The sequence below is a fragment of the Pseudomonas sp. B21-017 genome (assembly GCF_024749245.1).
Classification (GTDB): Bacteria; Pseudomonadota; Gammaproteobacteria; order Pseudomonadales; family Pseudomonadaceae; genus Aquipseudomonas.
Genome location: NZ_CP087194.1, coordinates 3,955,350 through 3,980,178 on the forward strand (window position 1 = coordinate 3,955,350; position 24,829 = coordinate 3,980,178).

Consider the following 24,829-nt stretch of genomic DNA (forward strand, 5'->3'; position numbering starts at 1 on the left):
GACGACACCGCTATTGGACCTACCTGTACACCCTCAGAAGGTAGCGAGCAAACCTCCCCGTTCCTTCACGACCTGGGGTTGAGCGATGTCCTTGAGGCACTGCCCGAGGCCATCTACACCACCGATGCCAAGGGTCTGATCACCTTTTACAACCGTGCAGCGGTGGCGCTGTGGGGAATGACCCCGGCGCTTGGGGAGAGCGCCTTTTGCGGCTCCTGGAAGCTCTATTGGCCTGACGGCACGCCGCTGCCCCACGATGAATGCCCCATGTCCATGGCATTGAAGGAACAACGTCCTGTCAGAGGGATTGAAGCCATCGCCGAGCGTCCGGATGGCACACGCGTTCGTTTTCTGGCGTGCCCCTCGCCGATCTTCGATGCAGAAGGCAGCCTGATAGGCGCCGTTAACATGCTGATCGATCTGACTGACCAGACCGTCGCCGACAAAGCCGCGCTGATCCATGACGCGCTGGTCGAATCGTCCGCCGATGCGATCATCGCCAAAGACCTGAACGGCACGATTACCAACTGGAACGCTGGCGCCCAGCGACTCTTCGGTTACACGGCCGAGGAAGCGGTCGGCCAACCCATTGATATGCTCATCCCCCTGGATCGGCGGGATGAGGAACCCGGCATTTTGGCGCGCATCCGTCGAGGCGAGCGCATCGAACACTATGAAACCCTCCGGCGGCGCAAAGACGGCAGCCTGGTCGAGATCTCTCTCGCCGTCTCCCCCATCAGAAATCGGCAAGGCCGTATTGTCGGAGCGGCCAAAATCGCTCGCGATATCACCGAGCGACGACAGGCGGAAGAGCAAAAGAGCCTGCTCATCAGAGAGATGGATCACCGTGTGAAAAACCTGTTCACCCTGGCGAACAGCGTGGTCTCACTGAGCGCCCGTTCGGCAACGACCCCCGGTGAACTCGCCTCCGCCGTTTGCGCACGGCTGAACGCATTGGCGCGAGCCCACACCCTGACCATACCGCACGGTTTGAGTAACGAGCAGCCAACGACATTGCATGCCCTCATTCAAACCATTTTCGCGCCTTATGCCGATAGCGGGGATACCAGCCAGTCACGCGCCGTCGTGACCGGCCCTGACATAACGATTGACGGTGCATCAGTCACCAGCTTCGCTCTGCTGTTGCATGAGTTTGCAACCAACGCCGCGAAATATGGGGCGCTCTCTTTGCCTGACGGGCTTTGGGATATTGCCTGTAGCGAGAGTGAGGAGGTATTCACCGTGGTCTGGAGCGAAAGGAATGGCCCGCTCATTGACCGGGAGCCCGACAGCACCGGGTTCGGCACCCTTCTCGCCAAAGCGACCGTGCATGGCCAGCTTCACGGCGAAATCCGCCGTGACTGGAAGCGCGAGGGGCTGACCATCACCGTAGCGTTTCCCTCCCGTAGCATAAGCGGCCAGTAGAGGGTTGGCTCCAGATGGTGCGAAGCGATTCGCACCTACTTTGCCGTTCCGCCACCAGGTTTATAGAACAGAAACTTCCGGGTCTCGCCCGTCTTGATGTACTGCTTCGCCCAGTCGGGTTTCACCGTTCTGTCGTGGAAATACAAGGCACCGTGGGTGCGGTCCGTCAGTTGCTTGTTGAGTGCCTTGCGCGCGATCTCCTTGGCGATGGCATATTCGTCGTCTTCCTTTACCTGATCCGCACGCCCGTCGCACCACCAGGAAAACTGGCAGGCATGCTTTTCGGAACCTTGCTTGACCACGGCGCACACCGTATCCGGAAAACCTTCGTGACCCAGCCGGTTCATGACCACGCTGGCGACGCCTTCCATGTCGGCAGCAGTCACCCCTTTGGCTTCCCAGTAGATACTGCGTGCAAGGCACGTAATGGCATCCTCCAGCGGCGCGGTGCCCGCCGGATCGACCGCCTGCGCTTCGGAGGGGGTGATGACCTCGGATTTGGGCACCGGAGCTTCGTTACCCTTCTCTGCCGCTTTCTGCTCCAGGACCTGTGCCTTGTCTTCAGCCACTTCCTTTTTTTGCTCCTGGTCGGTTGCCCACACCTGGCCGCACAGAAGGCTGATTGCGAAGCAGGTGGCTACCCCTTTGAATCGCATGTTCCGACCCTTCTGATTGAAACCTTCGTGAGCAACGAAACGATCGCAGACCTGGGTTGATTGTAGTAGCCGGAATTCATACCGACAGGCAGGCAATAAACTGCATTTGAGCGCGAAAAGGCATTGCATTGGGAGGGGGGACATCGCGCATCATGGGCACAGATCGTTCAAGGGAGATTTTCATGCGCAGCCTGTCATCCGTTTTGCATCTTGGCGTGTTGTCATTCGGGTTGGTGTTCAGCGTCATCGCGTCGGCGGCCGATGAACAACAGCTGGTGGAGTCGATCAACGTTTACCGCAGCCAGGTACAGCGCTGTGCCGGACAGGCGTCTTCGGAGTTGCCACCGCTGGCCAGCGATCCGCGCCTGGTGCTGTCCGCCAACAGCATCGGCGACCTGCAGCAGGCACTGGCCCGCGCGGCGTACCCGATGGTTAATGTGCAGGCGATCAGCTTGTCCGGCCCACGTGATGCGCCCGCCGCGATGAAGGCGATTCAGGAGAGCTTCTGCCGGGTGGTGCTGGACCCGCAATTTGTCGATATAGGCGTCAGCCGGGAGGGCCGCGAGTGGCGCATCGTGCTGGCGCGCCCGCTGTTGACGGGGCGCTTGGGCGACTGGCAGGCGGAGGGACAGAAACTCCTTGAAGCGATGAACAGCGCCCGCACGCAAGCGCGCCAGTGCGGTACCCAATCCTTCGCCGCCACCACGCCGCTGGTCTGGAACGCCACGCTGGGATCAGCCGCCGAGGGCCATAGCCGGGCCATGGCCAACCAAAACTTTTTCGATCACAAGGACCGCGACGGCCGCACGCCGGGTGATCGGGCTGAACTGGCGGGGTACGCCGGCCAGCAGGTCGGCGAGAACATCGCCGCCGGGCAGGACACAGTGCGCAAGGTGGTCGATGGCTGGCTGGCCAGCCCGGGGCATTGCGCCAACCTGATGAACCCACAATTTCGCGAATTGGGTGCAGCCTATGCGGTGGACCCGAAGAGTGACGCGGGTATTTACTGGACGGCGATGTTTGGCACGCCGTAAAGGCGGCTGCTTGATTGTGCTGCGCTAGCGCATCAAGACACCATCAATGACGTTGCCGTTGCCGCTGTAGCTCGGTCTTCAACCAGAGGTTGGCCGGTTGTATGCCTGCCGGACAGCGCACTTCATAGGCGCGGCCACTCATGCTGCTTTGGGTGGCCGCCAGCTCAATAAAGTCTTCGGCGCTGTTCACCCTGTCCTGTTCTTCAAGGTACTCCAGCTTCTTCTCCAGATGCGCCCGAGCTTGAGGGCCGCCGTATTCGCTTCCGTTGCGCACAAACCGGCATTCACTGTGCTCGACAAAGTCCAGCAAGCTGTTTATTTCCTGAGTGGCTTGAGGTGGGATTTGTGCCTGTGCATTGAACACCACGGCAGTCAGGCCGATACCTGCCGCCGTCAGCCATTGAGTGAGGGGTGCAACAATATGCCCAGTCAGCCTTCGCATGATTATTCCTCAGGAGATCAGAGCGGTGATGGCCGCTCTGGAGCTGGGCGCAGACAGGTCAATCGTCTCGGTCGTCATGGTCGCGGTGCCGACGGCGATCATCACGACGATCGTAATCCCGGTCATACCCACGATCATCACGGTAATAATAGCCACGGTCATGGTCGCGACGGTATTCACGGTGATCCCGATCGTACCGGTCTCCCTCTTCCCAGTAAGGAAAGCAACCTCCCAGCAGGAGAGTACTTGCAATGGCCAGGGTCATTATCGCGGTGCGCTTCATTTTAACGTCCTAAAAGGTCAGAACTACGGGGATGAGGTGACGCTAGCGGCGAATCGATCGCAGTGCGTTCAAACCCATAATTACGACCCTCAAGCCGGTCAATGATTCCGTTATCACCGGGCCTTACAGCGTTCTCTGGCTGTTACCGATGGTTTTGGCTTTTTCGATGGCCCACTCCATCGCCGCTTCCATGTCCAGCAGATGCGGCGAGGGGTGCTTGTCCTCGACAATGGCCGAGCCGTCCGGCCAATAGACCCCCATGAACATCTTCAGCGAACCGTCTCTCAATATCTCGGCTTTGACCTCAATCGTGCATCCGTTCGACAGCGTTTCCGAGTGGGTTATATGACGCTCAGTCATGACTGCATTCCTCCCGTCGTTGCTATCAGCGTAACCCATGCAGCGCCGGGCGCGATGACGCTCAGGCGTCTGCCTGCACCACCTCGATCCCCAGTCTTTGATAGTCCTCAAGATTGCCCGAGGCCACATGACGTTCGGTAATCAGCGTATGCACACGGGCGCAAGGCGCAACCACGAAGGGCTCCACCGCCCCCAGCTTGTCCGCGGTGGTCACGGCAATCACGTGGGAGGCGCTGGCGAGCATCGCCTGCTTCACCGGCACTTCATCGAAATGCAGCGAGCTGAGGCCGACTTCCGGATGAATGGCACAGACCCCGGTGAACACTAGGTCGGCCTTGATGCCCTCGATCAATCGCAGGGTTTCATGCCCGCTGGAAGACATCGTCGCCGGGTTGAGCTGACCACCGGCGACGATCACCGTGATGCCTTTGTATTCGGCCAGCGTGATCGCAATCATCGGCGACGCGGTGACGGCCGTGATGACAATGTCGGAAGGCAGCGAGCGTGCGATCTGCAGCGTGGTGCTCCCGGAATCGAACATCACGATCTGGCCGTCCTTGACCCGGCGCGCGGCGAGCTGCGCCAACCGGGTTTTCACCTCGTCGGTTTCGCTGACCCGAGTGAAGTAATCCTTGCCCGTGTCCTTGGGACGCGGCAACGCCCCGCCGTGCACCCGCTGCACCAGCCCGGCACTGGCCAGCTCCGACAGGTCTCGGCGAATGGTGTCCTCGGACACGGCGAAATGCTGACTCAGCTCGGAAGCCATGACCTTGCCGTCACGTTCGAGGATCAGCAGGATTTTTTGGCGGCGCAGTTGGGGGAGTTCGGCGGAGGAATGCTTATCGTGCATGGTTATGCCTGTTTTTGCGTGTTTGTGCGAGATTAGCCAAACACCTCAATGAACACAAGGCGCTCCCACAAGGGATTGTGTTTGATTGATACCCATCACAAGGCACTCACGATGAACTCACGCAACCATTGATGCCCAGGGTCGCGGTGACAGCGCTCGGGCCAGAGCATCGACATCTCGTATCCCGGCACTTCAAGGGGAGGCTCGACCATGGTCAAGGCGTGCGTATCGCGAACCAGGCGCGCTGGCAGCATCGCGACCATGTCGGTGCTCTCCACCACCGACGGGACAAACAGAAAATGGGGGAGCGAAAGCACCACTCGGCGCGTCATGCCCAGCTGGGAAAGCGCCTGATCGGTGACACCCTGAAAGCCTCCGCCATCCCGGGATACGATGACGTGGTCGAGTTCGCAGAACTGCGCGAGTGTCGGTCGCTTTCTCAACAGCGGATGGCCAGTACGCCCCACCAACACATAGCGTTCGGTAAACAATGCACGACGTCGCAAGCCTGGGGGAGCATCCTCAGTGGTATGAAACGCCAGGTCGATTGCCCCCTGCTCCGCTTGTTTGGCCAGTTGTGACGGCATCAGGTCAAGCACCGCCAAACGCGTGCCGGGTGCCGCCGAACGCAGCCCGGCCAACGCGGGCAAGATGATGGTCGACTCGCCGTAGTCCGACGCCATGACATTCCACGTCTGCCGTGCCTCGGCCGGGTTGAAAGGGCTGGCGGGCGACACCGCGCGCTCCAGGGCTTCCAGGGCCTGGCGCAACGGCTCGCGCAACTCATCGGCCCGGGCCGTGGGCCGCATGCCCCGTGGTCCTGGCAGTAATAGCGGATCGTTGAAAATATCCCTCAATTTAGCGAGATGAACACTCACCGACGGTTGCGACAAATTCAGGCGTTGCGCCGCACGGGTCACGTTGTGTTCCGAGAGCAGGACATCAAGCGTCAGCAGCAGGTTGATGTCCAGACGTCGCAGATTATTCATGACAATACCTGGCATATTGGTTATTCATTTCCAATATACCTGGTAAGGCCTGATTCTGCTGGCTTCTGACAACGGAGACTCAGCCCATGAATGTTCTGCTCGTTTACGCCCATCCCGAACCCAAATCGTTAAACGGTTCACTCAAGGACTTTGCCGTCAAACGCCTGGAAGCTGCCGGCCACCAGGTACAGGTTTCCGACTTGTATGCGATGGACTGGAAAGCCTCGCTGGACGCCGATGACAGTTTCGGCCAGCCTGCCGACGCACGGTTCGATCCGTCGCAAGACTCCAAGCGTGCCTTCAAAGAAGGCCGGCAACGCCAGGACATCGTCCTCGAACAAGAAAAACTGCTCTGGGCCGATACCGTCATTCTGCAGTTTCCGCTGTGGTGGTTCTCGATGCCGGCGATCCTCAAAGGCTGGGTGGAACGCGTCTATGCCTATGGTTTTGCCTACGGCGTAGGGGAGCATTCCGATGCGCGCTGGGGCGACCGTTACGGGGAAGGCACGCTGGCGGGCAAACGGGCGATGCTGATCGTCACCACCGGAGGCTGGGAATCTCATTACAGCCCACGGGGCATCAATGGGCCGATCGACGATGTGCTATTCCCGATCCAGCATGGCGTACTGTTCTACCCCGGCTTCGACGTGCTGCCACCGTTCGTGATCTATCGGACCAGCCGAATGGATGAGGCGAGATTTTCAGCAACTTGTGAGGCGCTCGGCCAACGGCTGGATGACCTGTGGGAAACCGAGCCGATTGCTTTCCGGGCGCAAAATTCAGGGGCGTATGACATTCCGCAACTCACGTTGCGTGATGAGATTGCTGCGGATCAGACGGGCTTTGCGGCTCACGTCAGTCAGGCGGCACATTCGTTGTAGCAGCTTGCGAGGCTGCGTTCGCCGTAGCAGCTGCCTCGCAAGCTCGACAGCTGCTACAGCGAACACGAAAAAGCCCGCACAAGGCGGGCTTTGGAAATCGAGTAGGTGGCCAGCGCTGGTCTCTGGCTTACAAGGTTTATCGGGCCTCTCACAGAACAGGATTTTTAGCTTTGGGCTGTTCTGCCTCACACGGCATAAGGGCTGGATCTCAGCGCGGAGATCTTTCTAACCGTGTACCCTTGGGAGCGCGCCCCACGCCTCCTCGCTATCCCTTTGCGCATCAGTCTGCGTCTTCACCTACAACCTCAGAATAGCAAACCATTCGAAGCCTGGGTCGGGGTTTTTAGACTGATTATTTTCAAGAGAAATGATGGGTAAATGGAAAAATACTAACGCCGCGAGACGGGCTTCCGCGCTGCCTCCAACACGCCCGCAATCTTTGCAGGCGCTACATCGGTAATTTGTATTCAAATGCCAGCTTTATAATATTTTACCGATCCAGGGGTGATCCCTAGTCTTGACCCAAGAAATGGCAGGCCACAACCGACCTGATTCCAACTTCGATGGGTATAGAGATGACCACTGAAAAAACAAAAATAGATACGCTGATTGTGGGCGCCGGTCAGGCTGGCGTGGCCATGAGTGAACACCTGAGCAAACTCGGCGTGCCTCACCTCGTACTGGAGCGGAGCCGCATCGCCGAGCGCTGGCGCAGCGGTCGTTGGGATTCGCTGGTGGCCAACGGCCCGGCCTGGCACGATCGGTTTCCGGGCCTTGAGTTCGACGATCTCAGCCCCGACAGCTTTGCCCCGAAAGAACGGGTGGCGGATTATTTCGAAGCCTACGCGAAGAAGTTCAACGCCCCCATCCGCACCGGCGTGGACGTGAAGAAAGTCGAGCGCAATGTCGGTCGTCCAGGCTTCACCATTGAAACCTCCGAAGGCGTGATCGAGGCCAACCGCGTAGTGGCCGCCACCGGACCTTTCCAGCGCCCGGTTATTCCGCCGATCGCACCGAAAGATCAGCCATTTACCCAGATCCACTCCGCCGAATACCGCAACCCGCTGCAACTGCCAGAGGGCGCTGTGCTGGTGGTGGGCGCCGGCTCGTCCGGGGTGCAGATCGCCGATGAATTACAAAGTGCCGGCAAGCAAGTTTACCTCTCGGTGGGTGCGCACGATCGCCCTCCTCGCGCCTATCGCAACCGTGATTTCTGCTGGTGGCTGGGCGTGCTCGGCGAGTGGGATCAGGCCGCGATGAAACCCGGCCGGGAACACGTGACCATCGCGGTGAGCGGCGCGCATGGTGGCCGCACGGTGGACTTCCGTGGGCTGGCCCATCGCGGAATGACGCTGGTGGGTCTGACCCAATCGTTCAATGGCAGCGTGGCGACGTTCCAGCCCAACCTTGCCGACAACCTGGCACGCGGCGATGAGAACTATCTGGCGCTACTCAATGCCGCCGACGCCTACGTCGAGCGCAATGGCCTGGACCTGCCGGAAGAACCTGAGGCGCGGCATACCTTCCCGGATCCGGATTGCGTCACCAACCCGATTCTTGAACTCGACCTGGCCAAGGCTGGCGTGACGTCGATCATCTGGGCCACCGGGTTTGCCACGGATTACAGCTGGCTGAAGGTCAACGCTTTCGACGACAACGGCAAGCCGCAGCACCAGCGCGGAGTGTCGAGCGAGCCTGGGGTGTATTTCCTCGGCCTGCCGTGGCAATCGCGTCGCGGTTCTTCGTTCATCTGGGGTGTTTGGCACGACGCCAAGTACGTGGCTGATCAGATCGCCATTCAGCGCTCATACCACGACTACCGCGATGCCCTGCAACGCGAAGCTGAAACCGCCCCCGTCGCGCATACAACCACCGTCAGCGCTTAACGAATAGTTCTTCAGGAGCCTCAGATGTCCACGCCAACCCATACCCGTATTCGCATGTTCAACACCAAGGAAACCTACCCGAACCAGAGCCTGGACAATGACCTGTGCCAGGCCGTGCGGGCCGGCAACACCGTTTATGTTCGCGGCCAGGTCGGCACCGATTTCGAAGGCAACCTGGTGGGCCTCGGCGACCCGCGTGCGCAAACCGAGCAAGCCATGCGCAACGTCAAACAGTTGCTGGAAGAAGCTGGCAGCGACCTCAGCCACATCGTCAAAACCACCACTTACTTGATTGACCCGCGTTACCGCGAGCCGGTTTATCGGGAAGTGGGCAAGTGGCTCAAAGGGGTGTTTCCGATTTCCACCGGGTTGGTGGTGTCGGCACTGGGGCAGCCGCAGTGGCTGATGGAGATTGATGTGATTGCGGTGATTCCTGAGTAAGCAGGTAGACCGAGTCGCGGCCATCGCGGGCTTGCCCGCGATGGAGTCGACACAGACAACCTATTTCTCCAAGCCCGAACAAGGAGCAAAACCATGACCTTCTCCATCGCCGCCCGTTGCCCCGAAACCGGTCAGTTCGGCATTGCAATCAGTTCCTCAAGCATCGCCGTCGGCGCCCGCTGCCCCTGGCTATTGCCCGGTGTCGGCGCGGTCTCCACACAAAATATCACCCTGCCATCCCTCGGCCCGGAAACCCTCGCCCTCATGGAACAAGGCCTCGCACCTGCCGAGGCTCTGGACAAGGCATTGACCCGCAACGGCTACAGCCAATACCGACAAATCACGGCGATTGACCACCTCGGTCGCACCGCGCATTTCAGCGGCTCAGAAACCCTGGGCAACCACAACGCCGTGTCGGGCGAGCAATGCGTGGCCGCCGGCAACATGCTCGCGGACCGAGCCGTGATCCAGGCCATGGTCGAGGCGTACGAACATGGCGAGGGCCAACTGACCGACCGCTTGCTCACCGCGATGAAAGCGGCGGTGGTCGCAGGCGGTGAAGCCGGGCCGGTGCATTCGGCTGCCGTTGTAGTGGTCGGCGAACTGACCTGGCCGATCATCAACCTGCGGGTCGATTGGGCTGATGAAGATCCGATAGGCAAATTGCAGCAGTTGTGGGACGCCTATCGCCCGCAGGTCAAGGACTACATCGACCGCGCCCTCGCCCCCGACAAATCCCCTGGCTACGGTGTCGCCGGAGACGACCGATGAGCAGCAGCCGCGATTTGCTTGAAGCCTTGGTGGCGTTCGACACCACCAGCCGCGAATCAAATCTGCAGCTGATCGAGTTCGTCCGCGACTACCTCGCCCGCTTCGAGGTGCCTTGCGAACTGATCTACAACGACGAGCGCAGCAAGGCTAATCTGTTCGCCACCATTGGCCCGGCGGATCAGCCGGGCATCGTGTTGTCGGGCCACACCGATGTGGTGCCCGTCGACGGCCAGCCATGGACGGTTGCGCCCTTCAAGCTCACCGAGCGTGACGGCAAACTGTACGGCCGCGGCACTGCGGACATGAAAGGCTACATCGCCTGTGTACTTGCCCTCGTCCCTTCACTGGTGCAAGCCTCGCTGCGACTGCCGGTGCACATCGCGCTGTCCTACGATGAGGAAGTCGGCTGTCTCGGCGTTCGTTCGCTTTTGAAAGCCCTCGAACAGCGCCCGGTCAAACCGATGCTCTGCATCATCGGCGAACCGACCGAGCTCAAACCAGTGCTCGGCCACAAGGGCAAGCTGGCGATGCGCTGCGACATTCATGGCGAAGCCTGCCATTCGGCGTACGCGCCGCTCGGGGTCAATGCGATTGAATACGCCGCCGAACTGATCGGTGAACTGGGGCGGATTGGCCACAGGCTCAGGGCACCGGAGCATCACGACGCCCGTTTCGACCCGCCGTTCAGCACTGTGCAAACCGGCGTCATCTCCGGCGGCAAAGCCTTGAACATCGTCCCCGCCGATTGCCGCTTCGACTTTGAAATCCGCGCCCTGCCCTCACACGATCCCAGTGAGGTGGCGCAAGAATTGAAGACCTACGCCGAGCAGCACGTGTTGCCGCGCATGCGCGCCGTGAGTGATCAGAGTGAAATCCGCTTCAGTGAATTGTCGGCCTATCCCGGTTTGGCGACCGATGTGCACAGCGAAGCCGCTGAGCTGATCGCGGCATTTTCCGGTTCTGGGGAATTCGGTACGGTGGCGTTCGGCACCGAGGGCGGTCTGTTTGACGCGGCCGGTATTGCGACAGTGGTGTGCGGTCCGGGCAGCATGGATCAGGGTCATAAGCCGGACGAATTTGTCAGCCTCGAACAATTGAACGGCTGCGATGAAATGCTGCAACGGATGCTGTTATCAATCAGCCGCTGATGGTTGGCCCGACGCTCAGGTATACAGTCGGGCCAGTTCTTCCTGGCAGTAATCCACGAACAGCTGTACCGGTTTGGTCAGCTGCGACCTTCTCAACCATGCCGCCGACAGACCCGAACCGGTCACGGTTTCGGCCAGCGGTATGCACACGACTTTCTGCCCGTCATAGGTGTATTCGGAAAACGGTTTGGTGACCAGAATCGAAAAGCCAAAACCGCGCCCGACCATCCCCCGCACCATCTCGATCGAAGGCGAGCTGAACACGATGTGTGGCGTCAGCCCACGCTCTTCAAAAATGCTCACGAAGTAGGTCCGGCTCGGCACCACATCCAGCAGAATCATCGGCTCCAGCACCAGGTCATTCAGCGACACTTTCGTCTGTTGCGCGAAGCGGTGATCCGCCGGCAACAAGGCGTAAGGCTGTTGCGGCGGCATCAGCGGCACTGTCTCAATCGTGCTGTCCAGATCGTGTTCGAACAGCATCGCCAGGTCGATGCTGCCGGCGGTCAGTGCCTGCACCAGTTCCTGCTGCTCGCCATCGCGAATGCGGATCTCCACACCTGGCCAACGCTCTTTGAAACCGGCGATCAAACGCGGCAGGTACAGCGGTGCCACCGTTTCAAAACAACCGATATCGATCTGCCCCGCGACCACGTCGTTGTCCGCCAGCGCGTTCTGTTCAAACTCATGGGCGACCCGCAGCAGCTCCAGCGCCTTGCGATAAAACCGCGACCCGCTCGGCGTCAGCGAAACACCCTGGGCGTGATGCCGGATAAACAGCTGCACGCCAAAACTTTCTTCCAGGTGCTTGATCGCCGTCGACACCGACGGCTGCGCGATATAAAGCTTGCGCGAAGCCTCCGCCACGCTGCCGCAGTCGGCGGTGGTGACGAAATACTTGAGCTGTCGCAGGTTGTAAGCGGCCATGGGGACCTCCAGAAAATACCGGTTCGCGCACAAATGAGTAGCGCGTGGCGAGGGAGCTTGCTCCCGCTTGAGTGCGCAGCACTCACAAAAATCGGCAGCTATTGCCATATTTTTTGGGGCCGCTACGCAGCCCAGCGCGAGCAAGCTCGCTCGCCACAGAACAGCGTTCGACTTCGTATTATTTGGGCACACGTTCAAGCCCGAACATACCCGACACACCAAAACCCCGGGCATATATTTTTTAAGGTTTGAAGCAACAAACTTACTAATTTATCTATCCCGACGCATTGCACATCATCGCTCCAACAAGAAAAGCGTCGCTCGCGCGGCGCTCACCGAAGTACGTCCACGTACTCATCCTTGCCTTGGAGTTCACCATGTCCACCGCAGCAACACCCTCCGCTCCGCTCATCGAAAAACACACGATTGGATACGTCCCCCCGGAAGATCGCCACGGAAAGGTAAGAGACCTGTTCACCCTCTGGTTCGGCGGCAACATCGCGCCGCTGCCCATCGTCACCGGCGCCCTCGGCGTGCAGCTGTTCCAACTGAACCTGGTGTGGGGCATCGTCGCCATTCTGGTCGGCCACCTGGTCGGCGGCGTGCTGATGGCCCTGCACTCGGCGCAAGGCCCGCAGATGGGCATTCCACAAATGATCCAGAGCCGCGCCCAGTTCGGCTCCCTCGGCGCCCTGCTGGTGGTGCTGATCGCCGGCATCATGTACATCGGCTTCTTCGCCTCCAACATCGTCCTCGCCGGCAAGTCCCTGCACGGCGTGGTCGACAGCGTGCCGGTGCCAGTGGGCATCGTCATCGGCGCGCTCGGGTCGGGCATCATCGGCATCATCGGCTACCGCTTCATCCACGTGCTCAACCGCATCGGCACCTGGGTGCTGGGCATCGGCATCGTGCTGGGCTTCGGCTACATCCTCACCCACGTACAGACCGCCGACTTCCTCACCCGTGGCAGCTTCAACATCTCCGGTTGGCTGGCCACCGTATCGTTGGCCGCGCTCTGGCAAATCGCCTTCGCCCCTTACGTGTCCGACTACTCGCGCTACCTGCCGAAAGACGTGCCCGTCGCCGCCACGTTCTGGACCACTTACCTCGGCTCGGCACTCGGCTCCAGCCTGTCGTTCATCTTCGGCGCCGTCGCAGTCCTCGCCACGCCCGTCGGCATGGACACCATGGACGCGGTCAAACTCGCCACCGGCTCCATCGGCCCGCTGATGCTCGTGCTGTTCCTGCTCAGCGTCATCAGCCACAACGCCCTCAACCTCTACGGCGCCGTGCTGTCGCTGATCACCCTGGTGCAAACCTTTGCCTACCGCTGGATCCCCACCGCCAAGAGCCGCGCCGTCCTCTCGGTCATCGTCCTCGCCGGCTGCTGCTTCGCCGCCGTCGGCGCCTCCGCCGACTTCATCGGCCACTTCGTCGACATGGTGTTGGTGTTGCTCGTGGTGCTGGTGCCCTGGACCGCGATCAACCTGATCGACTTCTATGCCATTCATAAAGGTCAGTACGACATTGATTCGATCTTCCAGGTCGATGGCGGGATCTATGGCCGGTACAACCCGCAGGCGTTGTTGGCGTATGCGATCGGGATTGCGGTGCAGATTCCGTTTATGAACACGCCGCTGTACGTCGGGCCGATCTCGGCGCACATCAATGGGGCGGATTTGTCCTGGGTGGTGGGGTTGTTGGTGACTTCGCCGTTGTACTGGTGGTTGGCGAATCGTGACACGGCTTACAAGCGTCGGCTGTCTACCGGAAAACTGGCCAACAGTCTGTAACCCTGTGGGATGAGGTTTGCCCGCGATGAGGCCTTCAAAAGCACCATCGCCGGCAAGCCGTTCTTGCTGTGGAACATCCGCAACACGTTGCCAACACCCGCTACGAACGCAACACCCCCATCGCCCGCCGATACTTCTCCACGCGCTCCAGATCGTCCCAGGACGGCTGCGCAATCCGCGACAAGTCGCTGTTCTCTTCCAGATCCGCCAGCTTCACCACCCGCCCGACCGGATTCTGCGCCGCGCGCTCGACGAACGCCTCGTAAGACTCGCCCGGCACCTTGGTCACCGACGCAATCGCCGTCAGCACCGCTTCACTGAAGCCTTCCTTGCGCAGATCGTCGACGCTGATGCCGCAGTCCTCGACCACGTCATGCAGCACCGCGACGATGCGCTCTTCCAGCGTGTTCACCCGCAGCATGACTTTCAGCGGATGCAGGATGTAAGGCGCCCCGCCCTTGTCCACCTGCCCTTCATGCGCCGCGGCGGCGATGGCAATGGCGCGTTCCAGTGACTGACTCATGGGATTCTCCTCGGGTTAAATGCCGTAACGGCGCGGCCATGATTTTTGAAGTCTGCAAAATATGTAGGAATCTGCCCTTTGTGGCGAGGGAGCTTGCTCCCGCTGGGCTGCGAAGCGGCCCCAAACCCTGCTAGCCCGCTTCCTCAGACACACCGCAACACCCGGTTTTACTGCGTTTGCGCCATAGGGTGGGGGAAAACCACTTTGCGAAATGACCGTCCGAGCGTCCTACACCCCGATTGCGGCTACCAAAATCACTGCCTAGAGTGGGTCTGTCGCTGACATCAGTTGGCGATAGGGTTTCGCAGCCCTTAAGATTGACACCTTGTTCCGTCAGGCACGGCCGACTCCCGGCTGCGTATCGTTTTATGGCGGTTGTGCGTGGGAGACCTTCGGGTCTGCCGGGTCCTGGTGTTAATCCTCCGGTCTGCGAACCCGCGCATAGCTGCCACCCATTTTGTTTCGCAGCAGAACGGTGGCAATTCTACTTTTATTAGGATTAACACCATGACGACGCAAAACCCGCTCCGCCACTACAGCCCAATGTCCCACTTCGCCACTGACCACCCCGTCCTCCTCATCGACGCCGACGCTCCGATACGCGAACTCCACAGCTGCCTCAGCGAACGCCTAAACGCCGTCCTCAAATACCTCAACCTCATGGCCTGCACCAGCCTGCCCGACTACGCCGAAAACGACATCAACACCGTCACCAACATCGCGCGGATCATGGTCCAGGATGTGAGTGATGTGTTTCGGGTGATTGAGCAGCGTGGGTTCGATACGCCCAAGGGTCAGTGACTTAATTTCAGTCGTAGAAAAACCGCATTACTGCGGTTTTTCTGCTTCCTGCTCCGACTCTGACAACAACAATCAGTAAACCTGTACCCGCCACAACTCCCGCGACGAAGAACCCGCCGACATCGGCAGTCGCCCATGCAACGTCCGATAGTTGTCGATCAGCACCAGATCACCCTCACTCCATTGATGAGCAATCAGGCACTCCGGGTCATAAACCAGTGCATTGACCTGTTCCAGCAACGCCTGTTGAGCCTGCTCGTCATGGTCCTGCACCGACTGGCTCAAGGTCTGCAATGTCGAGTCGGTGCCCTCTTGGTAGCGCAGGATGAGCTCGCCGCTGCGGGGGTGGTGGTCCACCAGGCTGTACATGCGCGGCGAGCCGCCGAAGTAGGTCATTTTGGTGTAGTAGGTGATGTTCACGCCCCGCCATTGTCGGGCGACTTGCTGCCCGACTTTGCGCAGTACGTTGCGGCTGTCGACGATGGTGGTCTGGCCCTCGCCCGGCTGCGGCGCGGTCTTGCAGTACAGCATGAATTTGCTGGCGCAGAATTTCGGGTTGCGTTGAACTTGTGCGTCGCTGTCGGGCAGCATGTTCAGGTCCCAGTGCAACGGTGTTTTCTCCAGCGAGTGCACCACGCCTTGGGGTTTGTCCGCAGGCTTGACCACGTGGACGGCACCGAAGGCCCATTCGTAGAGCGTGCCGAAGCGTTCGCAGCTGCGAGCAAAGCTATCCTGGTCGTCGAAACGACAGCCTTTGAGGCAGACGAAACCGAAGGTTTCCACCAGGGCTTCCAGCAGGCCGGTGGACAGTCGTTCAAAACCCAGCCCCAACGGGTCTCGCACCACCAGGCCAAACAGCGGAAGTTTTTGCAGTTCGTACTCGAAGCCTTGGGCCTGCGGGTTTTCTGCTTGATGGTAGAGCCATGGCCGCCCCTCATAGGTGACCAGCACATGGTGGTCGAGGTCGACCTGAGCGCGGGCGCGAAGGGTTTGGCCGCCATCCAGGTTGCACACCGGCACGGCATGCCAAGGGCTGTCCGCGCGGGTCAGCCCTTCGGCCAGGCCGAAGGTGAATTTGGGGCCGGCATTGTTGTATTGATGGACCGACAAGCGAATGTCATCGCCGAAGAAACGGTCCACTGCCGCGTTCAATGCCTGCCCGCGATACATCATTTGGTAGGCTTTGAAGTTGATTTGTTGCAGGTACTCGTCCTCGCTCTGCCCTTCTTCGCGGCACAGACGCAGGTCGTTGTAGAGGTGACTGCAGAGGTTGTCATGCGCCCGGCTGAGGGACTCATCGTCGCGGCTCTGCTCGATCAGGTCACCAAGGTTTTTCCACGGTAGACGGGCCTGCTTGATCAGGCTGGCGCGAACCGACTCGGCACTTTGGGCCTGGGGAAACAGGTCTTCCATGCTGACCCACTCAATCGTGTGGGTGGTGCACAGTTCACGCAACGCCCGGTTGTAAGCGGCGCGAACGTCGTCGGCCACGCCGACGATGTCATTGAAGGTCGTGCCGTCGCTGAGGATCGACACCACGCAGCCCGGTGCGTGCAACGCGGCGATGGCTTGGCCGAGGTGGTCGAGGCGCTCGATGGCCATGACCTCGCCGTAGTCCGGCAGCACGCCGAAAGTCTGGTCGCTGGCGTTTGGCGACTTGCAGGGAAAGCCTGGCAAAACCAGACGCACTGGCAGGCCCTGATCGAAGCAGTGCTCCAATCGAAGCGCCAGGTGTGCCCTGCCTTGTGTGTCGAAACAATCTTCCGTGCCTTTGAGCAGATAACCGGCCAGCAAATCGCTGACGGCAGCGATCCAGGCGTCTCTATGTTCCATAGAACAATTTCCTTGAGGGTGTGTGTATCAATAGGATTTGACGGTGTCGCCATGCTCGGTGAACGCATGCGCAGCCCCGCAGGCTTGCTGCAAAATGCGCAGCAATTCGGCCGGGTGTTCGCAGCACAAGTTCGGGGCCTGGGCCTGCAAGTCAGGTGTCAGGCCATAGCCCCAAGTGACTGCCGCCGAATACATGCCTGCAGCACGGGCCGTTTGCAGATCGATCTCCGTGTCACCGACGAACAAGCAGCGTTGCGGATCAACCGACAACCACCGGGCGGCTTCCCATGCCACCTCCGGTTGCGGTTTGAGCGACCTGCCTGCGCGATGCCCCAGAATTGGCCCGAAAGCATTCTGCGGCAGCAACGTTGTGGAAACCTGCAACGCCATTTCCTCGGCCTTGTTGGTCACGATAGCCAGCGGTAGCTGTAACTGTCGGCAGCCTTCGAGCAATTCCAAGACACCGCTGAATGGACGGGAAAATTGAACCAGGTTGTGCTGATAGAGCGCCACATAGCGCTGGTGCAAGGCGACCGCATCGACTATGCCAAACTGCGCGGCGACCCGCTCGCTCATCGCCGTGGTGCCGCCGCCGATATACCCCCGCACTGTTTCCGAGGTCAGCCCCGGGCAACCGTGTTCGAGCAGCACTTGGTTCAAGCACCAGGTGATGTCGGGCAAGGTGTCGACCAGAGTCCCGTCCAAATCGAAGAGTACGGCTTCGACCCGTAACCGAGACGTCATCATTGAGCACTGGCGTAATGACAAGGACGCCCCTTGCGGAACACCAGGCGGTGATAGCGCTCATCGACATTGCTGCGTTTTTCGAGGGTGACCACACCCCGTCGCTTGATGGCCACCGAATGCCAGGGCGTACGCCACAGGTCACTGGTTGGCACCAGTCGAATACCGATCTTCGTCGACACCGCCAGCTGCGGGTGAATCGACAGGCGCAGGCAATGCGGGTAACGCGCCTGTAACAGCGCACCCCAGGCTTCACTGCGCTGGATCACCCGCTGCGAGGCCGGTTTGGCGACCTTCTTCACTGCGTTGAGGCTCATGCCAGCGAATACTTTCAGTCCCGAGTAATCCTCGGAAAGAAAGCGATGGATGCCGCAGTACATCAACATCATGTGCGGATCATCCTTGAAGCGCTGCTGCAACAAGATCAATGACTGACCGTGCTCGATCATCATCTCTTCACGCATGGCGTCCAGACAATCCAGCTGTGGGTAGGCATCCTGGAGGTCGAAATGGGCGAACGTGCCGGGATAGTGCTGTTCGGCGTAGTCCTGGATAGCGTCGGTGTAGGCCTTAACGTCCGCATCGGGAACATGCACCAAGTCAGAGAACACATAGCCATCGGAGCAGATATGAATCAGCGCTCCCGGTGCGTAGATCTCCTGGATCTCCTTGCACAGGCGATGTAACTCGTCGATTGCATGATGTTCCGCAAGATCAGGCAGATGGCTGAGGGTTTTCTTGCGGCTGGGCGACTTGCCGGGAAAGGCTGGCAAGACCATTTCGACCTTGCGACCGCTCTCGACCGCTTGCATGACCTTGGTCAGATGGGGTTCCAGCACTTGCGACGACAGTTCGTGATCCTGCCCCGGGGCGAGGCTACGACGGCGAAACAGGCATTCAAGGATTTGCTCGGCAATGTTCATGTGTGGGGTGTTCTGATGCTCGTGCACCAGCTGACCGCACACCTGTTGAGCGACGGTGTTTGAACCTTGCATAGACAATCCTTTGTGTGGTGAACAACGGCCATCTTGTGGCCATCGGCAGATATCCCTTACCTGCGGGCGGCTAAATTCCTACAAGTCGTGAGGGCTGTCAATCGTGGCAATCCGGAATATTACGGCACCAAAATCATCGAAAAACCCTCACACAGGCTCATGCAACGTCCAGGCTGGCAAGGCCCTCCTGCGGCCACACGCATGCCGTGGAACAAAATTAAATCAGTGTTTTGTTTGTGGCTACACTCATGGCTGGTAGCTATTGGCTACCAACGTGATGGGTCTCAACAGGAATTACAAATAGAAGGGAATCTGATGAACACGTTAAAAGCCCCCCCGTTTGCCTGCGCTGCATTGTTGTTTTTCGGCGCTCATTCCATGGCTCAGGCTGCCGACATTCTGGATCAGGGATGGAGTGACACCACCCAGTCCAATTGGCTTGAACTTTCACAAGGATCGAGAATTCTCCCTCTCTCCTGGGCGCTTGCATTGGAAGAGCCTGGTTCAGAGGAGAAGTTCATGAGTGACAAAACGATCTCCGCCTACGGTTACACGCCTTATCGTCCGTCTTATAACGGTAAGCGCTTTACGTTGCCGATGGGTTTCGTTTTGGATGACAGTCACGACAGCAAGTTGTCTTTCACGAAACTCCGCTGGTTTTTTGGACAAGGGTCGAGAGAACCGTGGGTGGGGATGAACTGTTCTGCTTGTCACACGGCTCAGATCAAATTTGAAGAGCAGAATCTTGTGATCAATGGCGGGCCAACGAACGCCGACTTTCAAAATTTCTTTAAATATTTTAGAGAGGCCTTGAGCAAAACGGCTTCCGACCCTGAAAAATTTGAACGCTTTGCAAAGAGCGTCCTGGGTGATGATCTGTCGAAAGGGAATCGCCAACGGTTGAAAAAATCCCTGGATAGCTTGAATGCGTTTTATGCCCAAAACGAGACACTGAATGCCACAGATCTGCAATATGGCCCAGGTCGCCTTGATGCCGTGGGCCACATTCTCAACAAAATCAGTCAAGTCACCCAAGCGAAACCGCCTACCCCTAACCCCTCTGATGCGCCGGTGAGTTATCCATTTCTCTGGAATACGCATCAACACAACGTCCTCCAATGGAACGGAATGGTCAGTAAAGACCAACTCCCTTCGATTAAAAATGACGGCGGCCTGGATGCTGGAGGTCTGGGGCGTAATGCTGGAGAGGCCATCGGTGTGTTCGCCGACGTTCGACCGGTTAAAGAATCTGCGGCCAAGGCAGGGTTTGTCTCCAGTGTGAATGTGAAAAATCTGGATGTTCTAGAGCGTTCTCTTTATAGCCTGAAGCCTCCGCGGTGGCCTGGGCAGTTGCCAAACGACCTTGCGCTTGGCGCCAAATTGTTTAAGGACAATTGTTCCGGCTGCCATACCCATATTGGTAGAGACGATCTCACCACGGCCATCACAGCGGTCATGATTCCAATCTCTGCGAATGACAATTTCAATGCCCAGAGCCCACAAGACTCGACCATTGGCACGGATCCCTGGATGGCGTGCAATGCCTATCAATTTAAAGCGGATGCGGGAGTGTTGACGGGTTATTCCAAAGTCGATAAATCAGGAACCATCAAGTCAAATGACCTGCTCTACAACATGCTGGGTGTGACCGTCCTGGAGACATTACTGGGTAAAGGACGCGATGTCGCCGAACTGGCTTTCGATGGATTGCTTGGTATAGATACCAAACCTCAAAAAGTCCCTGGCTTCAAGGACCGTGCCCTGTTCAGTCGTTTGGATGAGAAAGCGCTACGGCTATACAACTGCTACCGTGCCAGCTCTACCGTTCCTCTTCTCGCCTATAAAGCAAGACCCCTGACCGGCATCTGGGCCACCGCTCCCTATTTGCATAACGGCTCTGTACCGACCCTCAACGACCTTCTCCTGCCACCCCACCAGCGCCCCTCGACTTTTTATACAGGGACCAATGAGTTCGATGACAAAAAAGTTGGATTCAAGACCGAGAAATCGGACAAGAACTGGTTTCTTTTCGACACCAAGCTTGAGGGCAATAGCAACGCCGGGCATGACTATGGCGTGAGCAGCCTCAGTGACGTCCAAAGGTCACAACTTCTCGACTACTTGAAGTCACTTTGAAGTGAACGCATAGGTGCTTTTCTGAGTCGATAGCGGCCATTGATGGTTGCTATCGACTGCTACAGATTTAATGTCTGCTTCAGGTATCAGAAGTTAGCCGGGGTGTTGGCGCTGATGATTTCTGCCTCATCCGCCCCAATATTGCGAAACCGATGCGGCAGCGTCGTCGGGAAGTAATACCCATCCCCGGCATTCAACACACTAATCTGCCCATCCACCGTCAACTCAACCGTGCCACGGGTAACCAGCCCACACTCCTCCCCCTCAGCATGCACAATCGGCTCTTCCCCCGAACTCGCTCCAGGCGCGTATTGCTCGCGCAACAGCCGCATCTGCCGACTCGGCACCGAAGCGCCAATCAGCAACAACCGCAGCCCATGACGCCCGAGATCTGGCTGTTCATTGGCGCGAAACACGTACTGATGCTCGCGTGGTGGCTGATCAAAGGTAAAGAAGTCCGCCAAGGACATGGGGATGCCTTCGAGCAGTTTTTTGAGGGAGCTGACGGAGGGACTGACGCGATTCTGTTCGATCAGGGAGATGGTGGCATTGGTGACGCCGCTACGCCGGGCCAGCTCGCGCTGGGACAGTTTGTAGCTTTCGCGTACTAATTTGAGTCGTGAGCCCGTGTCCATGACAGCCTTATGTGAGAACTACTTAAGGGGTAATGGGGGTGGGTGGCGGGCGACTGGTGGCCGCGGATTACGCCGTTTCCCGTCCCGGAACCGTGGAAGGCGGGTATTAAATCACGTTTGTGGGTGTTGCTCAGCAGGTTCGATAAACGGCTGGCAAAAAAGCTGTCGGCTTCTGATATCAGTCAGTTCTGGTTTAGAAACTGTGGCGAGGGGGCTTGCCCCCTCGCCACGAAGATTTGTCCCGCATGGATTGCATCAATGGCAAAAAGCGGGGCCGCTTCGCGCCCCAGCGGGAGCAAGCTCCCTCGCCACGGGAGTGATGCGTAGCCTTGGCCGGCGGAGACCGCCGGCAGGTTCAACCTAGATGCCGAAGCGGTCTCGCAAGGCGTAATACGCCGCGCCCATGGCGGTGAGTGGGGCCTGGAAGGTGCGGCCGCCGAGCATCGGCATGTGTGGCAGGGAGGCGAAGGCGTCGAAGCGTTCGGCGTCGCCGCGGATCATTTCCGAGATCAGTTTGCCGGCCAGGTGCGAGCAAGTGACGCCGTGGCCACTGTAGCCTTGCATGTAATAGGCGTTTTTCTCGATGCGGCCGAATTGCGGCATGCGCGACATGGTCAGCAGGAAGTTGCCGGTCCAGCGGTAGTCGATTTTCACGTCCTTGAGTTGCGGGAAGGTCTTGAGGATCTTCGGGCGGATCAGTTGTTCGATGTCGTCCGGCTCGCGGGCGCCGTAGACCACGCCGCCGCCGTACAGCAGGCGGTTGTCGGCGGTGAGGCGGTAGTAGTCGAGCAGGTAATTGCAGTCTTCGACGCAGTAGTTATTGGTGATCAGGCTGCGGGCGACCTTCTCCGACAACGGCTCGGTGACGACGATTTGCGAACCGCAGGGCATGCTTTTGCGGGTCACGCGGTTGTCGAGGTCTTGCGGCAGGTAGGCGTTGCCGGCGATCAGCAGGTACTTGGCCCGCACCACGCCTTTGGCGGTGCGCACAGTAATCGGCTCGCCGTAGGAGATGTCTACGGCGGCGGATTGTTCGTAGATTTTGCCGCCCAGGCGAATGATCGCAGCGGCTTCGCCCAGGGCCAGGTTCAGCGGGTGGATGTGACCACCCTGCATGTCCAGCAGGCCGCCGACGTAGTTGTCGCAACCGACTTCGCGCTGGATGTCCGAGGCGTCGAGCATTTTCAGGTTGTTGTTGCCGTAGCGTTCCCAGTTACGCTTCTGCTCGGCCAGGCCATTGAGCTGCTTCTTGTTCAGCGCTGCGAAGATGCCACCGGGGCGGTAGTCGCATTTGATGTCGTATTCCTTGATGCGCGAACGGATGATGTCGGCGCCTTCGAAGATCATGCTGCCAAGGACTTCGGCGGTCTTGTCGCCGTAGCGCTCTTCGATTACATCGACGTCGCGGCTGTAGGAGTTGACCAACTGACCGCCGTTGCGACCGCTGGCGCCGAAGCCGACTTTGGCGGCTTCCAGAACCGTTACGCTATAGCCCGCTTCGCTAAGGAACAGCGCCGAGGACAGCCCGGTGTAGCCGGCGCCGATCACGCAGACATCGCATTCCACCAGTTCTTCAAGCACCGGGTAATCGCCGGTCTGGTTGCGGGTTGCGGCGTAATAGCTGTTTACATGATTTTGTGTAGAGCTGTGTTTCATACATTTCTCCGAGGGCCGCCGGCCTATGCCGGCGACCGCCGCTGTAAAAGTGTTAGAGCTTGATCCAGGTCGCTTTGAGTTCGGTGTACTTGTCGAACGCGTGCAGCGATTTGTCCCGACCGTTACCCGACTGCTTGAACCCGCCGAACGGCGCGGTCATGTCGCCGCCGTCGTACTGGTTGACCCAGACGCTGCCGGCGCGCAAGCCGCGAGCGAAGGTGTGGGCCTTGCTGAGATTGCTGGTCCACACACCAGCGGCGAGGCCGAAGATGCTGTCGTTGGCGATCTGCAGGGCTTCTTCAGCGGTGTCAAAGGTGATCAGCGATAGCACCGGGCCGAAGATTTCTTCCCGGGCGATGGTCATGGCGTTGGTCACACCGTCGAAAATCGCCGGCTCCACGTACAGGCCGCCGGTGTCTTCAAGGGCGCGGCTGCCGCCCGCGATCAGTTGCGCGCCCTGGTCTTTGCCGACCTGGATGTAGCGCAGCACATTGTCCAATTGGCGCTGATCGACGACGGCGCCGACGGTGGTTTCAGGGTCGAGCGCATGGCCCGGTTTCCAGGCTTGCAGCGCTTCCAGCAGCAGCGGAATGAACTGCTCGCGGATCGAGCGTTCCACCAGCAATCGCGAGCCGGCGGTGCAGACTTCGCCCTGATTGAAGGCTATCGCACTGGCCGCTGCCCGAGCTGCTGCGCGCAAGTCCGGCGCATCGGCGAACACCACGTTCGGGCTCTTGCCGCCCGCTTCCAGCCAGACGCGTTTCATGTTGCTTTGCCCGGCGTAGATCATCAGTTGCTTGGCAATCGCGGTGGAGCCAGTGAAGGCCAGCACGTCGACGTCCATGTGCAACGCCAGCGCCTTGCCGATGGTGTGACCGAAGCCCGGCAACACGTTGAACACGCCTTTGGGGATGCCGGCGTCGAGGGCCAGTTGCGCGATGCGGATCGCCGTCAGCGGTGATTTTTCCGAAGGCTTGAGGATGAACGAGTTGCCTGCCGCCAAGGCTGGGGCGAACTTCCAGCTGGCCATGATCAGCGGGAAGTTCCACGGCACGATCGCGGCGACCACGCCTGCCGGCTCACGAGTGACGAGGCCCAATTGGTCGTGCGGGGTGGCGGCGACTTCGTCGTAGATCTTGTCGATGGCTTCGGCGTTCCAGCGGATCGCGTTGGCGGCCGCTGGAATGTCGATGCTCATGGAATCGCTGATCGGTTTACCCATGTCGAGGGTTTCCAGCAGCGCCAGTTCTTCCTGGTTGGCCAGGATCAAGTCCGCGAAGCGAATCAAGATGCGCTTGCGTTCTGCGGGCGCCAACCGCGCCCAGATGCCGGATTCAAATGCACGGTGCGCGACGGCGACTGCCGCATTGGCGTCGGCTTCGTCGGTGCTGGCGATGTTCGCCAGAAAGCGGCCGTCGACCGGACTGATGCATTCGAAGGTGTCGCCACTGAGTGCCGGGCAGTATTGGCCGTCGATGAATGCGCGGCCTTCTAGTGTCAAGGACTGGAAGCGTTGCTCCCAGTCGCTGCGAGTGTTTGTCATGGTTGTGACTCGACGCAGAGGAATAGTTGATCGTTCTATTGGTGCCGGCGAATGTCGCGTGTCAGGTGATTTCGATG

The 24,829-nt window shown here is 59.3% G+C and carries 24 protein-coding genes; 10 read left to right on the forward strand and 14 right to left on the reverse strand.

From position 1 onward, the window contains the following. The first annotated feature begins 78 nt into the window (after positions 1-78). The gene (locus LOY28_RS17810) at positions 79-1,425 is read left to right on the forward strand and encodes a PAS domain S-box protein (RefSeq protein ID WP_258612276.1); all 1,347 of its coding nucleotides are present in this window, start codon (positions 79-81) and stop codon (positions 1,423-1,425) included. A gap of 35 nt (positions 1,426-1,460) precedes the next feature. Here the strand turns inward: LOY28_RS17810 and LOY28_RS17815 are convergent, their stop codons facing one another. Beyond that, entirely contained in the window at positions 1,461-2,081 is a 621-nt protein-coding gene (locus LOY28_RS17815) for a cell wall hydrolase (protein ID WP_258612277.1), read from the reverse strand. Positions 2,082-2,263: 182 nt separating this feature from the next. On the opposite strand from LOY28_RS17815, the gene LOY28_RS17820 reads away from it, so the two are divergent. Beyond that, positions 2,264-3,115, forward strand: a complete 852-nt coding sequence (locus tag LOY28_RS17820; protein WP_258612278.1) for a CAP domain-containing protein — start codon at positions 2,264-2,266, stop codon at positions 3,113-3,115. 43 nt (positions 3,116-3,158) lie between these two features. Here LOY28_RS17820 and LOY28_RS17825 read toward each other — a convergent pair whose 3' ends face one another. From LOY28_RS17825 to LOY28_RS17845, 5 genes are all read right to left on the reverse strand, one after another. Then, positions 3,159-3,557, reverse strand: a complete 399-nt coding sequence (locus LOY28_RS17825; protein WP_064618435.1) for a DUF5329 domain-containing protein — start codon at positions 3,555-3,557, stop codon at positions 3,159-3,161. A gap of 58 nt (positions 3,558-3,615) precedes the next feature. Then, positions 3,616-3,840 carry a hypothetical protein gene (locus LOY28_RS30155; RefSeq protein WP_081626573.1) on the reverse strand — a complete coding sequence of 75 codons (225 nt, stop codon included), beginning with the start codon at positions 3,838-3,840 and terminating at the stop codon, positions 3,616-3,618. A gap of 123 nt (positions 3,841-3,963) precedes the next feature. After that, positions 3,964-4,200 (reverse strand): hypothetical protein, encoded by a 237-nt coding sequence (locus LOY28_RS17835; protein ID WP_007942075.1) that lies wholly within the window; start codon positions 4,198-4,200, stop codon positions 3,964-3,966. Between the two features lie 61 nt (positions 4,201-4,261). After that, entirely contained in the window at positions 4,262-5,050 is a 789-nt protein-coding gene (locus LOY28_RS17840; RefSeq protein ID WP_258612279.1) for a DeoR/GlpR family DNA-binding transcription regulator, read from the reverse strand. Positions 5,051-5,145: 95 nt separating this feature from the next. Next, positions 5,146-6,039 (reverse strand): LysR family transcriptional regulator, encoded by an 894-nt coding sequence (locus tag LOY28_RS17845; RefSeq protein WP_138867802.1) that lies wholly within the window; start codon positions 6,037-6,039, stop codon positions 5,146-5,148. Between the two features lie 86 nt (positions 6,040-6,125). Here LOY28_RS17845 and LOY28_RS17850 point away from each other — a divergent pair, with 86 nt between their 5' ends. From LOY28_RS17850 to argE, 5 genes are all read left to right on the forward strand, one after another. Then, entirely contained in the window at positions 6,126-6,920 is a 795-nt protein-coding gene (locus tag LOY28_RS17850) for an NAD(P)H-dependent oxidoreductase (protein ID WP_258612280.1), read from the forward strand. Positions 6,921-7,495: 575 nt separating this feature from the next. After that, entirely contained in the window at positions 7,496-8,806 is a 1,311-nt protein-coding gene (locus LOY28_RS17855; RefSeq protein WP_258612281.1) for an NAD(P)/FAD-dependent oxidoreductase, read from the forward strand. Positions 8,807-8,830: 24 nt separating this feature from the next. Beyond that, positions 8,831-9,247 (forward strand): RidA family protein, encoded by a 417-nt coding sequence (locus LOY28_RS17860; protein WP_018930235.1) that lies wholly within the window; start codon positions 8,831-8,833, stop codon positions 9,245-9,247. A gap of 93 nt (positions 9,248-9,340) precedes the next feature. After that, positions 9,341-10,018, forward strand: coding sequence for a DUF1028 domain-containing protein (locus LOY28_RS17865; protein WP_258612282.1), 678 nt, complete (start codon positions 9,341-9,343; stop codon positions 10,016-10,018). Continuing rightward, positions 10,015-11,166: an acetylornithine deacetylase gene (gene argE / locus LOY28_RS17870; protein WP_258612283.1), complete on the forward strand. Its 1,152-nt coding sequence runs from the start codon at positions 10,015-10,017 to the stop codon at positions 11,164-11,166. The genes LOY28_RS17865 and argE overlap by 4 nt, the downstream gene beginning before the upstream one ends. Positions 11,167-11,181: 15 nt before the next feature. Here argE and LOY28_RS17875 read toward each other — a convergent pair whose 3' ends face one another. Continuing rightward, complete coding sequence (locus LOY28_RS17875; protein ID WP_258612284.1) at positions 11,182-12,093, reverse strand: LysR family transcriptional regulator; 912 nt, start codon at positions 12,091-12,093, stop codon at positions 11,182-11,184. Between the two features lie 377 nt (positions 12,094-12,470). Between LOY28_RS17875 and LOY28_RS17880 the strand changes: the two genes are divergently transcribed. Beyond that, positions 12,471-13,886, forward strand: coding sequence for a cytosine permease (locus LOY28_RS17880; RefSeq protein ID WP_258612285.1), 1,416 nt, complete (start codon positions 12,471-12,473; stop codon positions 13,884-13,886). Between the two features lie 100 nt (positions 13,887-13,986). Here the strand turns inward: LOY28_RS17880 and LOY28_RS17885 are convergent, their stop codons facing one another. Beyond that, a complete protein-coding gene (locus LOY28_RS17885; RefSeq protein ID WP_258612286.1) occupies positions 13,987-14,409 on the reverse strand; it encodes an HD domain-containing protein in 423 nt (140 codons plus the stop codon). A gap of 507 nt (positions 14,410-14,916) precedes the next feature. On the opposite strand from LOY28_RS17885, the gene LOY28_RS17890 reads away from it, so the two are divergent. Continuing rightward, a complete protein-coding gene (locus LOY28_RS17890; RefSeq protein WP_258612287.1) occupies positions 14,917-15,210 on the forward strand; it encodes a fructose-bisphosphate aldolase in 294 nt (97 codons plus the stop codon). A gap of 72 nt (positions 15,211-15,282) precedes the next feature. Here LOY28_RS17890 and LOY28_RS17895 read toward each other — a convergent pair whose 3' ends face one another. The 3 genes from LOY28_RS17895 to LOY28_RS17905 are packed head-to-tail and all read right to left on the reverse strand — an operon-like array spanning position 15,283 to position 18,782. Next, positions 15,283-17,043, reverse strand: coding sequence for an L-tyrosine/L-tryptophan isonitrile synthase family protein (locus LOY28_RS17895; RefSeq protein ID WP_258612288.1), 1,761 nt, complete (start codon positions 17,041-17,043; stop codon positions 15,283-15,285). Positions 17,044-17,070: 27 nt separating this feature from the next. Next, the gene (locus tag LOY28_RS17900) at positions 17,071-17,787 is read right to left on the reverse strand and encodes an HAD family hydrolase (protein WP_258614477.1); all 717 of its coding nucleotides are present in this window, start codon (positions 17,785-17,787) and stop codon (positions 17,071-17,073) included. Then, a complete protein-coding gene (locus LOY28_RS17905; protein ID WP_018930226.1) occupies positions 17,787-18,782 on the reverse strand; it encodes an isocyanide synthase family protein in 996 nt (331 codons plus the stop codon). The genes LOY28_RS17900 and LOY28_RS17905 overlap by 1 nt, the downstream gene beginning before the upstream one ends. A 315-nt stretch (positions 18,783-19,097) precedes the next feature. Between LOY28_RS17905 and LOY28_RS17910 the strand changes: the two genes are divergently transcribed. Then, a complete protein-coding gene (locus tag LOY28_RS17910) occupies positions 19,098-20,918 on the forward strand; it encodes a di-heme-cytochrome C peroxidase (RefSeq protein ID WP_018930109.1) in 1,821 nt (606 codons plus the stop codon). A gap of 86 nt (positions 20,919-21,004) precedes the next feature. Here LOY28_RS17910 and LOY28_RS17915 read toward each other — a convergent pair whose 3' ends face one another. The 3 genes from LOY28_RS17915 to LOY28_RS17925 form a co-directional block, all read right to left on the reverse strand. Then, positions 21,005-21,553 (reverse strand): cupin domain-containing protein, encoded by a 549-nt coding sequence (locus tag LOY28_RS17915; protein ID WP_008011722.1) that lies wholly within the window; start codon positions 21,551-21,553, stop codon positions 21,005-21,007. A 360-nt stretch (positions 21,554-21,913) separates the two neighbouring features. Beyond that, a complete protein-coding gene (locus tag LOY28_RS17920; protein ID WP_019648644.1) occupies positions 21,914-23,209 on the reverse strand; it encodes an FAD-binding oxidoreductase in 1,296 nt (431 codons plus the stop codon). Between the two features lie 52 nt (positions 23,210-23,261). Further along, positions 23,262-24,752 carry an aldehyde dehydrogenase gene (locus LOY28_RS17925; RefSeq protein WP_258612289.1) on the reverse strand — a complete coding sequence of 497 codons (1,491 nt, stop codon included), beginning with the start codon at positions 24,750-24,752 and terminating at the stop codon, positions 23,262-23,264. Positions 24,753-24,829 lie beyond the last annotated feature (77 nt).